The 14,285-nt window shown below is 74.0% G+C and carries 10 protein-coding genes; 2 read left to right on the top strand and 8 right to left on the bottom strand.

Going from position 1 to position 14,285, the window contains the following annotated elements:
• Positions 1 to 144: 144 nt before the first annotated feature.
• Both PUR61_RS33525 and PUR61_RS33520 read right to left on the bottom strand, forming a co-directional pair.
• Positions 145 to 1,848, bottom strand: coding sequence for a serine/threonine-protein kinase (locus tag PUR61_RS33525; RefSeq protein ID WP_329883284.1), 1,704 nt, complete (start codon positions 1,846 to 1,848; stop codon positions 145 to 147).
• A 146-nt stretch (positions 1,849 to 1,994) separates the two neighbouring features.
• Positions 1,995 to 2,894 (bottom strand): menaquinone biosynthetic enzyme MqnA/MqnD family protein, encoded by a 900-nt coding sequence (locus PUR61_RS33520; protein ID WP_329883283.1) that lies wholly within the window; start codon positions 2,892 to 2,894, stop codon positions 1,995 to 1,997.
• A 447-nt stretch (positions 2,895 to 3,341) separates the two neighbouring features.
• Here PUR61_RS33520 and PUR61_RS33515 point away from each other — a divergent pair, with 447 nt between their 5' ends.
• Positions 3,342 to 3,545, top strand: a complete 204-nt coding sequence (locus PUR61_RS33515) for a cold-shock protein (RefSeq protein WP_329883282.1) — start codon at positions 3,342 to 3,344, stop codon at positions 3,543 to 3,545.
• A gap of 211 nt (positions 3,546 to 3,756) precedes the next feature.
• Here the strand turns inward: PUR61_RS33515 and PUR61_RS33510 are convergent, their stop codons facing one another.
• Entirely contained in the window at positions 3,757 to 5,103 is a 1,347-nt protein-coding gene (locus PUR61_RS33510; RefSeq protein WP_329883281.1) for a dicarboxylate/amino acid:cation symporter, read from the bottom strand.
• A 443-nt stretch (positions 5,104 to 5,546) separates the two neighbouring features.
• Here PUR61_RS33510 and PUR61_RS33505 point away from each other — a divergent pair, with 443 nt between their 5' ends.
• A complete protein-coding gene (locus PUR61_RS33505) occupies positions 5,547 to 6,791 on the top strand; it encodes an MFS transporter (protein WP_329883280.1) in 1,245 nt (414 codons plus the stop codon).
• Positions 6,792 to 6,871: 80 nt separating this feature from the next.
• On the opposite strand, the gene PUR61_RS33500 is transcribed toward PUR61_RS33505, so the two are convergent.
• From PUR61_RS33500 to PUR61_RS33480, 5 genes are all read right to left on the bottom strand, one after another.
• Positions 6,872 to 10,258, bottom strand: a complete 3,387-nt coding sequence (locus PUR61_RS33500) for an SdrD B-like domain-containing protein (RefSeq protein ID WP_329883279.1) — start codon at positions 10,256 to 10,258, stop codon at positions 6,872 to 6,874.
• A gap of 113 nt (positions 10,259 to 10,371) precedes the next feature.
• Entirely contained in the window at positions 10,372 to 11,547 is a 1,176-nt protein-coding gene (locus PUR61_RS33495) for a LacI family DNA-binding transcriptional regulator (protein ID WP_329883278.1), read from the bottom strand.
• 14 nt (positions 11,548 to 11,561) lie between these two features.
• Complete coding sequence (locus PUR61_RS33490) at positions 11,562 to 11,927, bottom strand: DUF4229 domain-containing protein (protein WP_329883277.1); 366 nt, start codon at positions 11,925 to 11,927, stop codon at positions 11,562 to 11,564.
• Positions 11,928 to 12,046: 119 nt separating this feature from the next.
• Positions 12,047 to 12,574: a GNAT family N-acetyltransferase gene (locus PUR61_RS33485; RefSeq protein ID WP_329883276.1), complete on the bottom strand. Its 528-nt coding sequence runs from the start codon at positions 12,572 to 12,574 to the stop codon at positions 12,047 to 12,049.
• A gap of 166 nt (positions 12,575 to 12,740) precedes the next feature.
• Entirely contained in the window at positions 12,741 to 14,066 is a 1,326-nt protein-coding gene (locus tag PUR61_RS33480) for an MFS transporter (protein WP_443035283.1), read from the bottom strand.
• Between the last annotated feature and the right edge of the window lie 219 nt (positions 14,067 to 14,285).

Here is a 14,285-nt window from a genome sequence, read left to right as displayed (position 1 = left end):
TCTCGGGTACTGCTGGTCTTGCGGGCCCTGCCGGACGGGCACGGTTCCGGGTTGCGCCCCGGGGTCGTGCCGGCGGATCGAACCGCCAGGTCGGACCCCCGCCGCATCCGGTTCAGCCTACGCCAGCGCCTCCGCCGCCCCGCGTCAGCCCGCCCGCCGTAGCGTCCCGGACGGGTTCCCGGCCTTCGGGTCGGCCGAGGTGAAGAGGATCGCGCCGTCCTTCTGCAGGGTGAGCGTCTCGGAGTACGAGCCGCCGGTGCAGGCCCCGGGCAGTGAGGAGCGGACCAGCCGGGAGGTGAACACCAGCTTCTCCGGTTCGGCCGAGGTGAGCGTCCAGGCGCCCTCGCAGCTCACCGAGAGCAGCCCGCTGAGCTCGTTGCGGCTGGTGGTGGCCTCCTGACCGAGCGCCGCCTTTCCGATGACCAGGGTGGTGGTGCCGGCGGGCACCCCCTTCTGGGTGTTCATCTCCCCGCGCCAGGTGCCGAGGAAGCGTTCCGGGACGACGCTCGGCCCGGTCGTCGGGGCACCGCTCCCGGATGCGCCAGCGGACGGCATCCCCCCGGTCGCCGTCCCGCCCGAGGGCCCTCCCGACGGCGACGGCCCGCCGGACGGCCCGCCGGTCACGGTCGACGGCGGCGGCCGGGTGGCGCCCCCGGTGGCCGGGGCGCTCGGCGAGCCCGTCCCCGTCGCGGTGACCACGGCGGGCGGGTCCTCCGGCCCCCACACCCGGTAGGCGCCGTAGCCGGCCCCCGCCGCCAGCAGCAGCGCACCCGCCAGGAGCCAGGGCCCGTACCGGCGCCGGGAGGCGGCCCCGACCGCCGGGGTCTCCCCCGTACCCGGCCCGCCGCGCACGTCGGCCCCCGCGCCGGGGACGTAGGTCGGCGTCCGGTCCGCTCCCGGCGCCCCCGGAAACGGCGGGCCCGCTCCCACCGAGGAGACCTCGGCCTCCAGGTCCAGCAGTTGCACCGCACTCCGCCCGACCGCCGCCGCCAGCGCCGCCGGCAGCCAGCCGCCCCGCCCCAGCCGGGCGGCGGCCGAGCCGTCCGGGTCCAGCCAGGCGCGCAGCTCGCGCGGGGTCGGGCGGGCCGCCGGGTCCTTGGACAGGCAGGCGAGCACGGCCGAACGCAACGAACCGTCGGTCAGCCCGGAGAGGTCCGGTTCCTCGTGCACCACCCGGTAGAGGAGGACGGCGGCGCTCACGCCCTCGCCGAAGGGGTGCACCCCGGTCGCGGCGTAGCCGAGCACGGCGCCCAGCGAGAAGACGTCGCTGGGCGGTCCGGCGAGCTGCCCGTTCGCCTGCTCGGGGGACATGAAGCCGGGTGAGCCGACCACGTAGCCGGACTGGGTGAGCCCGCTGGCGGCGTCCAGCGCGCGGGCGATGCCGAAGTCGATCAGCCGCGGACCGTCCAGGGTCAGCAGCACGTTGGACGGTTTGACGTCGCGGTGGACCAGCCCGAGGCCGTGGACGTGGTCGAGCGCCTCGGCGAGGCCGGCCCCGAGGGTCCGGACCGCCGGCTCGGGCAGCGGCCCGTGCTCCGTGACGGCGGCGCCGAGCGCGGGGCCGGCGATGTAGCCGGTGGCCACCCAGGGGCGTTCGCCCTCGGTGTCCGCGTCCAGGACCGGTGCCGTCCAGGAGCCGCCGACCCGTCGGGCGGCGTCCACCTCCTGCCGGAACCGGGCGCGGAACTCGGCGTCCTCGGCCAGTTCGCCGCGGACCACCTTGACCGCCACCGTGCGGCCGCCCGCGGTCCGGCCGAGGTAGACCCGGCCCATGCCGCCCGCACCGAGCCGGCGCAGCAGCCGGTAGGCGCCCACCCGGCGCGGATCGTCCGATCCCAGTGCCTGCATCCCCCGCACGCTCCCCTCGCCGCATGGCCCCGCCTCCGGGACACGGATACCGGGTGCAGACGCTACCGGGCGGCGGGGCAGTGGAGGGCCACAACCCGGGCCACGATCCGGGCCACGATCCGGGGCGCGGGCGAGGAGACCGGCGGTCAGGCCACGACGGGCGCCGGTTCCAGCAGCCGGACCGCCACGTCCGGCGCGAAACCGCTGTCGGACGCGACCCGGCGGGCGAACTCGGCCAGTCCGGCCAGCTGCCGCTCGCCGAGCGAGAAGTCCAGCGCCTCGCTGAAGTACCGCTCCAGCACGCCGGCGTCGAACGTCTCCCAGCGGGCCGCGTGCGCGGCGACCTCGCGGGCCTCCACCAGGGAGAGGTCCCGGGACTCCAGGAAGGCCCGGTGCACCGCCGCGGTCAGCTCGGGCCGGCGCTCCGCGAAGTCGCGGCGGGCGGCCCAGACCGCGAAGACGAACGGCAGTCCGGTCCACTCCTTCCACATCTCGCCGAGGTCGTGCACGGCCAGGCCCTGCGCGGCCGCCTGGCCGAGGTAGGCGCGCAGCGCCGGGTCGCCGATCAGGACGGCCGCGTCGGCCTCGGCGAGCATGGCGTCCAGGTCGGGCGGGCAGCTGAAGTACTCCGGGCGCACGCCTTCGCGCTCCTCCAGCAGCAGCCGGGCGAGCCGGACCGAGGTCCGGCTGGTGGAGCCGAGGGCGACCCGTCGGCCGTCCAGGTCGGCCAGCGGCACCTTGCTGACGATCACGCAGGACATCACGGGGCCGTCGCTGCCGACCGCGATGTCGGGCATCACCAGCAGTTCGTCCGCGTGCCGGAGGTACTCCACGCAGGTGATCGGCCCGATGTCGAGCGAACCGCGGACCAGTTGGTCGCTGAGCTTCTCCGGGGTGTCCTTGGTGAGGTCGAGGTCGAGCAGGTTCCCGGTCCTGGCCAGTCCCCAGTAGAGGGGTACGCAGTTCAGGAACTGGATGTGCCCGACCCGCGGCCGGACCGGGGGGTGCCCCTCGGGATCCCGTGTTTCCGCATCCGGTGGTGCCACTGCGCCGCTCCCTTGCTGTTCGTGCGCCTCCCCGCAGGGTATGCCCGAGGTTCCGGAAGCCCGGCACCGGCCTTCCGACACGCGCGCACGGCGTGCCGGCCCGCTCCGCGTCCGCTGCCGCGACGGGCCGCGTCCACCGGTCCCGACGGGCCGTGCGCGACGGGCCCAACAGCCCGGCGGACACCGCTGATCCGGGCTTTCGACACGTGCGGTCCGGCCCGCAAGTCACCCCTGGTCGTCACAGCAGCCGCATGCTAGCGTTGCCCTCAGTTGCAGTTTGATTCCCCTTGCAGTACTTGAAGCCTGCGGAGCATGTAACCGCAGGCTTTTTGTAGTTTTTCAGCAATATCGAAAAACTCCGGACCCGTCCGGAGGCAGGGCGATCAGCGCAGCGGACCGGGTGCCACACGGTGTGGTCCCCGACACGTCCCTCGCAAGGAGAACGGCATGGCTCAGGGAACCGTCAAGTGGTTCAACGCTGAGAAGGGCTTCGGCTTCATCGCCCAGGAGGGCGGCGGCCCCGACGTCTTCGTCCACTACTCCGCCATCAACGCGAGCGGTTTCCGCTCGCTGGAGGAGAACCAGGCGGTCAGCTTCGACGTCACTCAGGGCCCGAAGGGCCCGCAGGCGGAGAACGTCACCCTTATCTGACCATCCTCACGATGTTCTGATCGCTCGGGACCCCTCGGGTCCGCCGACGGCCGCCGGCCGTCACCAGAGCACAAGAGAGCAACACCCAAGGGGGCCCGCCGTTTTCGGTGGGCCCCCTGCCTTTTCCGGCGCCGGGGGCTGTGCCGCACCCCCTCCGCGGGCATGCGCAGGGCCCCCTCCCCGGCGGGGAGAGGGCCCTGCGTGGAACCGGTCAGGCCGTGGCCGCGGCCTTCGGGCCGGACTGCGCCGGGACGACGGCCGCCGGGGCGTCCGCGTAGAGGTCGCCGGTGGGGTTGTTGTAGGCCACCAGGTCGAGGGTCTTCTCCCGGGCGGCGACCACGATCGGCACGAGAGCCTGGCCGGCGACGTTGGTCGCGGTGCGGATCATGTCGAGGATCGGGTCGATCGCCAGCAGCAGGCCGACGCCCTCCAGGGGCAGGCCCAGGGTGGAGAGGGTCAGGGTCAGCATCACGATCGCGCCGGTGAGACCGGCCGTCGCGGCCGAGCCGATGACCGAGACGAAGGCGATCAGCAGGTAGTCCTTGATGCCGAGGTCGATGCCGTAGACCTGGGCGACGAAGATCGCGGCCAGCGACGGGTAGATCGCGGCGCAGCCGTCCATCTTCGTGGTGGCACCGAACGGCACCGCGAACGAGGCGTACTCGCTCGGCACGCCGAGGCGCTCGGTGACGCGACGGGTGACCGGCAGGGTGCCGACCGAGGAGCGGGAGACGAAGGCCAGCTGGATGGCAGGCCAGGCGCCCTTGAAGAAGTTCAGCGGGTTGAGGCCGGCGGCGAACTTCAGCAGCAGGGAGTAGACGACGAACAGCACCAGCGCGCAACCGACGTAGATGTCGACGGTCAGGACGGTGAAGGGCTTCAGCAGGTCCCAGCCGTACTTGGCGACGGACTTGCCGATGAGGCCGAGGGTGCCGAGCGGCGAGAGCCGGATGACCCACCACAGGGCGGTCTGGATCAGCTCCAGGACGGACTCGCTGAGCTTGAGGACCGGCTCGGCCTTCGCGCCGAGCTTGAGGATCGCCGCGCCGGCCACGACCGCCAGGAAGACGATCTGCAGGACCTCGACCTCGGTGAACGCGGTGACGATGTTGGTCGGGAAGATCCCGGTCAGGAAGTCGATCCAGCTGCCGGTGGACTTCGGCGCCTTGAGGCCCTCGGTCTTGAGGTCGGTGCCCTCGCCCGGGTTGGTCAGCAGGCCGAGGCCGAGGCCGATGGCCACCGCGATCAGCGAGGTGATCAGGAACCAGAGCAGCGTGCGGACGGCCAGGCGGGCCGCGTTGGTCACGTTGCGCAGGTTGGCGACGCTCACCAGGATCGCGGTGAAGACCAGCGGGGGGACGGCGAGCTTCAGCAGCTGGACGAAGATCTTGCCGATCGTCTCCAGGGTGGTGGCCAGCCAGGAGATGTCGGCCGCGCGGGCCAGGTAACCGAGCCCGATGCCGAGCACGAGGCCGGCGACGATCTGGACCCAGAAGGGGGTCTTGCGGATTCTGGCGAGCACGGACGGCGACGAGGTCGCCTCGGGCGCTGTGGACATGACGGTGCGGCTCCGGGGGAGGCGTTGCTGACGGTGAGGCGGGGCGGGGAAGGCGACACGGCGGGGGCCGGGGGAGGAGGACCGGCTCCGGTCAGGGGCGTGCCGCCGGAATACAGCTCATCGCGCGACAACGGCGCGGGCTGTCCACAGCACCGGGCAGACGGCACCCGCGGGCGGCGCCGGGCTGCGAGCCCAGGCCGTGCATCCGGAGTGCGTCTGAGGTGGTCATGGCCGATACGTTAGCAGTAAAGGTTTGAGATGTTCAAAGTAGTTGTTTGAGTTCCGGACACGCGCCCACGCGCGACCCGGGCGGAGTCCGGACACGAACGAAGCTGACGCCCCATCAGATCGATCGTCCGCCCCGATTGACCGCCTGCCGGTTATACGTATAACTTGGATGGCGCCCCCTCCACGCCCACCGCCCAGACCGGAGAACCCCGCCCATGGGCTACCTCGCCCTGCTCCGCGCCCCGCACGTCGGTCGCCTGCTCCTCGGTACCCTGCTCGGCCGCCTCCCGGCCGGCATGACCGCCCTGGTGATCGCGCTCGCCCTGCGCGAGGCCGGCGCGCCGTACAGCCGGATCGGCCTGGCCACCGCCGCGTACGCGATCGCGGCGGCGGTCGGCGGACCGGTGCTCGGCCGGATCGTGGACCGGACGGGGCAGCCCCGCGTCCTGCTCCTCTCCGCCGTGGTCGCCGGCGGCGGGTACACCCTGCTCGCGCTGGCTCCCGGATCGGCCCTGGCCGCGCCGGTCGGCGCCGCGATCGCCGGCCTGGCCATGCCGCCGCTCGAACCCTGCCTCCGCTCGCTCTGGCCGGACGTCGTCGAGGACGAACAGCTCGACACCGCTTACGCGTTCGACTCCGCCGCCCAGCAGATCCTCTACGTCGCCGGTCCGCTCGCGGTGGCCGGGATCGCCGGTGCGGTCAGCCCGGTCGCGGCACTCTGGGTGGCGGCCGGGCTGGGGCTGGCCGGGGCCCTGATCGTGGCCACCACCGCACCGGCCCGGGCCTGGCAGGCGCCGCCGCGCGAGCACTCGGCGGGCCTGCTCGGACCGCTCCGCTCCCCCGGACTGGTGCTGCTGCTGGTCGGCCTGGCCGGCGCCGGCTGGGCGGTCGGTGCGCAGAACGTGCTGTTCATCGCCTACGCGGAGGCCCACGAGCGGACGGACGGGCTCCCGGGCGGCGCGGGCACCCTGCTGGCGCTGGCCGCGCTCGGCGGGCTGCTCGGGGCGCTCGCCTACGGCGCAGTGAAGTGGCGCAGCTCCACCGCCACCCGCACCGGGCTGATGGCGCTCGGCATGGCCGCCTCCTACCTGCCGCTGCTCCTGGTTCCGGGACCGGCCGCGATGGCCAGACTGGCGTTCGTCTCCGGGATCGCCCTCGCCCCGCTGCTGGCGGCGGCGTTCGTCCTGGTCGCCGAGCTGGCCCCGGTCGGCACCGTGACCGAGGCCTTCGCCTGGCTGGTCACGCTCTTCGCGACCGGCAACTCGCTCGGCTACGCGGTCTCGGGCCACCTCGCCGAGGGATCGCTGCGCTCGGTGGCGCTCTGTGCGGCGGGCGGCATCGGCCTGGGCGGGCTGCTGCTGTTCGGCGCCCGCCGCTGGTTCCGGGTCGTCCCCGCCGCCGGCCCGGCGGGCTCCGGCGCGCCCGCCGACGCCGGACCGGTGCCGGTGCCGGTGGGCTGAGCCCGCCCCGAAGACGTGGCTGCGCCCGTCGGGCCGGTGGTCCGGCCGACGGGCGCAGTCACTTTCTCCTGGCCGGTGCCTCAGCTGTGGCGGCCTCGGCCTCCCCAGACGATCAGGGCGAGCAGCAGGCCGGTACCGAGCACGGCGGCCGCGAGGATGCCGATCAGGGTTCCCGGTCCGCCGCCGGTGTCGGGCAGCTCACCGCCGTGGCCGGACGAGTGCGTCGGCTTCGGATGGTGGGTCGTGGGGTGGTGCGTCGGCGAGTGCGTCGGCGACGGGGGCTCGACCGTCGGCGACGGCGAGGGAACGGCCGTGGACGTCGACGAGGTGGGCGACACCGTCGGGGACGGGGAGACCGTCGGGGACGGCGAGACGGTCGGGGACGGCGACACCGTCGGGGACGGGGAGACCGTCGGCGACGGCGAGACGGTCGGGGACGGCGAGGGCGAGGGCGAGGGCGAGGGCGAGGGCGAGGGCGAGGGCGACGGCGTGGGAAGCACCAGTCCCAGGTCCAGGCCGAGGTCCCGCGTCCCGCCGGCCAGCGTGACCGTCTGGGTCACTCCGGTCGTCGGGTCCGCGTCCGAGTCCAGCTCCCGGTCCGCCCCGGCGGCCCGCCGGGTCACCGTGGCCCCCTCGGGCAGCGTGGTCAGGTCGAACCGCACCGCGTACACCCCGTCCGGCAGCTGCTCGAACAGGTAGTGCCCGCTCGCGTCCGTGACCGCGGCGACCGGCCGGCCGCTCTTGTCCCGGACCGCCCGGCCCTCGCCGTCCAGCAGCTCGACCCGCACGCCGGGGACGCCGGGTTCACCGGGCTGCTGGACGCCGTCGCCGTTGAGGTCGTTCCAGACGAAGTCGCCGAGCGCGTTGGCCGGCGGGACGGCCTGCTCGACGCCGACCCCGACCTTGGCCGGTTCGGCGGGCAGGAACGGACGGCCGGAGGCGTCGGTGGCGGAGTAGGCGAAGCTGTTCCAGGCGAACTCGTCCGCACCCGCGTCGAACGAGGCGACCATGGGCCAGGTCAGGGTGAACAGTGCGCCGGGGGCGAGGGTGCCGGGGCGGGCCACCCGGAACCAGGTGGCGGTGCCGGGGCCGGGGAAGGCCGTGCTCCACTGCGCGCCGGCGTCGCACGGCCCGGGCACCGCGAAGTCGGCGGGCAGGCAGGGATCGGGCGAGGTGGTGTACTCGATCACCACGGTCGGGTCGCTGGAGGTCAGCGGCTCCACCAGGGAGGGTGTCCAGGCCGAGCTGCGCGGGGTGTCCGGCCGCAGCACGTACCCGTCGCCGGGGGTGGGCAGCTTGTCGTACGCGACGAACTCGGTGACCGGGTCGGCGGAGTCGTTGCGGACGGTCAGCCGGTAGGAGATGCCGCCGCCGGGCCGGGTGGTTCCGGTGGTGGTGTAGTCGGGGTCGAGGTCGCCCCTGACCTCCTTGTAGGACCGCAGCACGGCCGGTACCTGCACCTCGACCTGCGAGGAGGCATGGCACAGGGTCTCGGTGGCGTCGCCGTCCTTGTCGAGGTCCTGGGCGTCCTGCACCCCGCTGTCACTGCCGAAGTAGAAGCAGGCGACCGGGGGGCCGCTGCCCTCGGTGGTGACGTACACGTCGTTGGTCAGGGTGCCGGGGCGGGCGCTGCCGGCCACCTGGACGTCGATCAGGGTCCGGTAGGCCCGGTGGTCGTTCAGGTACATCATGTCGGGGCTTCCGGCCGGCCAGGTCAGCTTGAGCAGCTGCCGCCCGTCGGGACCGGGCAGCACCGCGACGGACTCCGGGGCGACCGACTCCGCGTAGGCGGGGTCAGGGCGCGCACTGCCCTCGACGTAGACCATGCCGGGCGGCAGCAGGTCGTAGAGGACGAGCGGACGGTCGAGGGTGCGGCCGGTCCGGTTGTACGGGGTGATCTGGAAGGTGGCCACCCCGCCGGGGGAGAGCACGGCGCCGGCCACGGTGGTCTTGGCGGCACCCAGGTTGGTGGCGGCGGTGACGGTGGAGTCGGCGCAGTCGTTGGCGGCCGAGGTGTCGCCGGCCGCGTCGGTGCCGACCACGTCGACGCAGTTGCGCAGCGGGACGGGCGCGGGGCGCCCGTCGTGGCCGGGGGTGATGGTCTGGGCGAGCAACTGGACGGAGTTGCCGGGGCTCCAGCCGGTCGGGATCGGGCCGGTCCAGGTGAACCGCAGGCCGTCGAGGTAGCGGCCGGCCGGGATCCCGATCACGTCGTTGGCCGGGTCGCCGGCACCCGCGGCGAAGGTGATCCGGCGGGTGCCGGACCCGTTCAGCGGGGTGCCCGGGGTGAAGGTCTGCCAGGCGGGGTCGCCGTCCAGCCGGTACTCCAGGGCGAGACCGATCGAGGTCGGGTTCCACGCCTCCAGCTGGATGGACTGCGGGATCAGCCAGTTGTACAGGTTGGCGGTGGTGCCGGTGCCCGGGTCGGTCACCACCAGGCTGGTGATCGGACCGGCGACGTTGCTGGGGCGCAGGCTGAAGGAGGTGAGGTCGCCGGAGACCGAGGTCGTCTGCCACACCTTGGAGGCGCCGACCTGGATGCCGGTGACGGGCGGCTGGAAGACCGGGGTCTCGGCGGTGGCGGTGGAGAGGTCCCGCTGCGGTTCGGGGCCGAGCGGGTCGCCCTGGAGCGTCACGGTGTTGGTGGAGGTGGTGCCGCTGGGGAACGTCGGGTCGGGGTAGTTGACCACCAGGACGCCGGGGATCCGGCAGCCGGCCTGGCCGTTGCCGGCCCGGAAGGCGCCGATGTCGTACACCCAGGTGGTCGAGCCCGCCGGGTCGTTGACCCAGCCAGGGGAGCGGCCGGTGTCCACCACCGCACCGGGCGGCAGGGTGTCGACCAGCCGGCTGCCGTCCAGGTCGACGTTGGGCACGTTGGCGGTCGAGCAGGCGCTGAACTGGTAGGTGACCGAGCGGCCGTCCTGGCTGCTGCCCTGGACACCCTTGGTGGTGGTGTAGCTGGGCTGGACCACGGCGGTGGTGCCGGCCGTACCGGTCTGCGGCTGTTCCCCGTCGGCGGTGAGGGTGGCCGAGTTGGTGCTCTGGGTGCCGTTGGCTGTGGTGAAGTTGGGGTACCTCAGGACCACGTTGATGGTGGCGGTGGTCCCCGGGGTGAGGTCCTGCAGCTTGGCCGTGAGGGTGCCGCCCACGGTGCCGGGCGCCGGGACGGTGGAGTTGGGGACGTCGACGGTGGAGGCGTCCGGAGTCCAGCCGACGAACTCCATCCCGGCCGGGAGCGTGTCGACGATCTGCCCGTTGACGCAGTCGCTGACCGAGCAGGTGTAGCGCAGTGTGTAGGTGACGTTCTCGCCGGGTACCGGGTTGGGCTTGTCCACCGACTTCGTGAAGGTGACGGCGGCCTCGGCGGGCGGGGCGGTCAGGGTGCCGGTCAGCAGGGTGCCACCGATCAGGCCCAGAGATGCGGCCAGGAGTGGCAGGCGTGAGGGTTTAGGTCGAAACGTCCACATATCGAAATCTCATCGCCCGCCCAGCCGGCCACGGCGTCGGCGCGAGTCCGTATGACGATATTTCACCCGTCGGGCCCAGCCCGGTCGAGCGGTCCACCGACCGGAACGGACGGTCAGTCCGTCCGCCCCGGAGCGGTGGAGGACCGCAGCACCAGCGAGGTGGCGAGCGGCGCCACCGGCGCCACCGGCTCGCCGCGGAGCAGCCGGGCGAGCGCCGCGACACCGGCCCGGCCCAGTTCCTCGCCCGGCAGGTCGACGGTGGTGAGCGGCGGGGCGAGCAGCGCGGCCACCGGGACATTGTCGATACCGACCACCGAGAGGTCGGCGGGCACCCGCAGGCCGAGTTCGGCGGCGGCCTGGTAGACGCCCGAGGCGACCACGTCGTCGTCGCAGATCACCGCCCGCGGACGGGCCGGGTGCTCCAGCAGCCGGTGGGCGGCGACGCGCGCCGCGGACTGACCCTCGTTCAGGCTGACGCCCAGTTCGAGCACGTCCAGGCCGAGCGACCGGACGGCCTCCTCGAAGGCGGCCTGGCGGACCCGGAAGGTGTAGGCGGAGTGGGTGGAGCGGAGCCGGCCGATCCGGCGGTGGCCCAGGGCCGCCAGGTGCTCGACGGCGGCGCGCATGCCGCCGGCCACGTCCAGCTCGACCGTCGGTCGGGCGCGGTCGGTGCCCGGGTCCGCGTCCAGGAAGACCGCGGGGGTGTCGGCGGGCAGTTCGCCGAGCTGGCTGTCGTCCGGGGAGCAGATCAGCAGGCCGTCGAACCGGCTGGTGGTGGCGGCCTCGGCGAGGGTCGCGCTCCCCCAGCCGGAGCTGACCACGACGGCCAGGCCGTGCCTGCCCGCCTCCTCGTGGACGCCCTCCAGCACCCGGCCGAAGAACGGGCCGAGGATGTTCGGCACGGCCAGCAGGATCATGCCGCTGCGGCCGAGGCGCAGCTGCCGGCCGGCCGCCTGCGGGCGGTAGCCGAGCCCGCGTGCGGCCTCGCGGACCCGTTCCCGGGTGGCGTCGGAGACCCGGCGGCCCGCCTCCGAGCCGGAGAACACCAGCGAGACGGTGGCCTGGGAGACCCCGGCGAGCCGTGCCACGTCCCGGCCGGTGGGCCGCCGGACGGGGGCCGGCCAGGTACCGGTCGCGGGCCCGTCGCCCTCGACCGCGTGCTCCGGGGACCCGGCACCGGCGGCACCGGGCGGACCCGTCGCACCGGCCGGCGTCCCCGGCGGTACGACGTCACCGGGCCCGGCGTCGTCGGGGACGGCGCCGGGCGTGGCGGGACCGGAGCGGGGCACGTCGGCGGCGCTGGTCAGTTCGGCGCGGCGGCGGTCCGGGCGGACGTGGCCGCCGCCGAGCGGGCGGCGTCGTCGGCCGCGTCCTCCTCGGCGTTCTGGGCGGCGATCTTCTGCGCCGTCCGCGTCCGGATGCCGTCCACCCGGCCGGAGATCTCGGCCGACATGTCGTCGCGCTGCCTGTGCAGCAGCACGTAGCTGAGCGGCGCCGAGACGAGGGCGGCCAGCAGGAACAGGAAGACCGTGCCGGACTGGCCCTTGACCGGGATCACCTGGAAGTGCCCCAGCAGCAGGGCGACCAGCAGGCAGCCGAGGAAGATGGAGACCCGCATGGAGGTGTAGCGGAGTGTGGCGTGCGACTTCTTGCTCACAGTGCTGCTCACCGGGGACACGTCCTTCTCTGCGCGGGGGCTGGCCGGTCTCCCAGTGAAGCATGCCCGGGCGGCCCGCCGGGGAACGGGTCCGCCGTCCCCGGGCGGAAGGCGCTCCGCCGGGGGTGCGGTCAGCGCAGGTCGAGCCACATGGTGACCTCGTCGCGGTCGTCACCGGGCGCGATCCGGATGGCACCCGGGACCCGGCCGGCCTCGGTGTAGCCGCTGCGCCCGTAGAACGACTCCAGACCGAGCCCGCCGCGCAGGTGGAGCCGCAGACCTGCCAGGCCCCACTCCCGGGCGATCCGTTCGGCCTCGGCCATCAGCACCGCGCCGTAGCCGCGCCCCTGGAGCTCGGGGTGCACCATCACCCGGGAGAGCACCCGCCAGTGCTCCATCAGTTCGAAGCGCATCGACTCGAAGACCAGCAGACCGGCCAGCCGTCCCGTCCCGGCCTCCCGGGCCACCAGCAGCCGGTCCGGCCCGGCCGGCGCGATTCCGGCGAACTGCTTCTCGGCGGTGACCCAGACCTCGTCCTCGGTGACCGGGGGCACGAAGCCCACCGCGCCGCCGGCGTTGCTGGCCTCGGTCCACAGCCGGGTGATCTCGCCGCGCAGACCGGGGTCGAGGTCGGGGTCGAGGGTGAAGATGAGCGTCATGGGCGCGAAGCCTAGTCGCCCCTTACGACATGACCCCGGCGACAGGCCGTCACCCTCCGGGAGGACACCCCGGCAGCCCCCCGGCAGCCCCCGGCGGTCCGCCCTCACGGTGGGCCGCCCTCACCGTGGGCCGTGCTCAGGGTGGGCCGTGCTCACGAAGGGCCCCTCACGACAGCGCCGGGTCGATCCGCTCCGGCCGGGCATCCCGGAGCGCCAGGCAGAGGGCGACGGCGATCGCGCAGAGTCCCCCGGCCGCGTACCAGGCGAGGTCGTAGTCGCCGAACGCGTCCCGGGAGAGCCCGGCCAGCCCGGCGACCACGGCCGCGCCGATCTGGTGGCAGGCCAGCACCCAGCCGAACACGATCGGTGCGTCGGCGCCGAAGTGGTGACGGCAGAGCGCGACGGTCGGCGGCACGGTGGCCACCCAGTCCAGCCCGTAGAAGATCACGAAGGCCAGGATCGGCGGCTCCGGCGTACCCGCGAACAACTGCGGCAGCAGGAGCAGCGAGAGCCCGCGCAGCGCGTAGTAGACGACCAGCAGCCGGCCGGCGTCGAAGCGGTCGGTGAACCAGCCGCTGGCGACGGTGCCGACCACGTCGAAGACGCCGATCAGCGCCAGCAGGCTCGCCGCCGTGGTGACCGGCAGTCCGTGGTCGTGGGCGGCCGGGATGAAGTGGGTGCCGACCAGGCCGGCGGTGGTCGCGCCGCAGATCGCGAAGGAGGAGGCCAGCAGCCAGAACGCCCGGCTCCGGGACGCCGTGCGGAGCACCCGCAGCGAACGGGCCAGCGCCCGCCCGTCGGTCGCCGGGGCGGGGGGCTCCTCGGTCGCGCCGTACGGGAGCAGGCCCAGGTCGGCGGGCCGCTCACGCATCAGGAGCAGCACCGGGACGGCGACGGCGGTCGCCGCCAGCGAGACCACCACGACGGCCGAACGCCAGCCGTGCTGCTCGACCAGCCAGGCGCCGACCGGCAGGAAGACCAGGTTGCCCGCCGCTCCGGCGGCCGTCAGCACCCCGGTGACCAGCCCCTGCCGGGCCTGGAACCAGCGGCCGGTGATCGTGGTGGCGAACGCGCCGGCCATCGAGCCGCTGCCGAGACCCACCAGCACTCCCCAGCAGAGCACCAGTTGCCAGGGCTCGCGCATCAGCATGGCCAGACCGGCGCCGACCGAGATGGTCAGCAGCGCGCAGACCACCACCAGCCGCACGCCGAACCGGTCCATCAGCGCGGCGGCGAAGGGGGCGGTGAGTCCGTAGAGGGTGAGGTTGACCGAGGTGGCGCTGGATATCGTGCCCGTCGACCAGCCGAACTCGTGGTGCAGCGCATCCATCATCAGGCTGGGCGTGGAGCGGAATCCGGCCGAGCCGAGCAGCACCACCAGCGAGACGGCGGCCACCACCCAGGCGTAGTGCACCCGGGGCGCACGGGCGGCGGGGAGCACCCGGGCGGAACCGGGGGCGGTGGGGCGGGCGGGGGCGGGCGGTTCGTTCACCCGCCAGAGTCTCCCGAAGGGACCGGCGGGCGACGAGGGGCGGGACTGCCGAATTTCGTCGGAATCGGGCCAGTGAGGGGCAGGAACCGGCCGACCGGAACCGGTCGTTCGGCCGGCGGCCCCGGTGGCCGAAAACAACCGCCCCCACGGGCAGATCGGATGACGGCGGGCCGCACGCACCCCGAGCACGGCACGGCCGGCCGCCATCCAACCTCGACG

The organism is Streptomyces sp. BE20 (assembly GCF_036322525.1).
Classification (GTDB): domain Bacteria; phylum Actinomycetota; class Actinomycetes; order Streptomycetales; family Streptomycetaceae; genus Kitasatospora.
This window is presented reverse-complemented; position numbering and strand designations above follow the sequence as displayed.

Bases quoted from the DNA above. Each gene is read 5' to 3' on its own strand.
- PUR61_RS33510 (WP_329883281.1), bottom strand. From the start codon at position 5,103: ATGTCCACAGCGCCCGAGGCGACCTCGTCGCCGTCCGTGCTCGCCAGA.
- PUR61_RS33505 (WP_329883280.1), top strand. From the start codon at position 5,547: ATGGGCTACCTCGCCCTGCTCCGCGCCCCGCACGTCGGTCGCCTGCTC.
- PUR61_RS33515 (WP_329883282.1), top strand. From the start codon at position 3,342: ATGGCTCAGGGAACCGTCAAGTGGTTCAACGCTGAGAAGGGCTTCGGC.
- PUR61_RS33485 (WP_329883276.1), bottom strand. From the start codon at position 12,574: ATGACGCTCATCTTCACCCTCGACCCCGACCTCGACCCCGGTCTGCGC.
- PUR61_RS33525 (WP_329883284.1), bottom strand. From the start codon at position 1,848: ATGCAGGCACTGGGATCGGACGATCCGCGCCGGGTGGGCGCCTACCGG.
- PUR61_RS33500 (WP_329883279.1), bottom strand. From the start codon at position 10,258: ATGTGGACGTTTCGACCTAAACCCTCACGCCTGCCACTCCTGGCCGCA.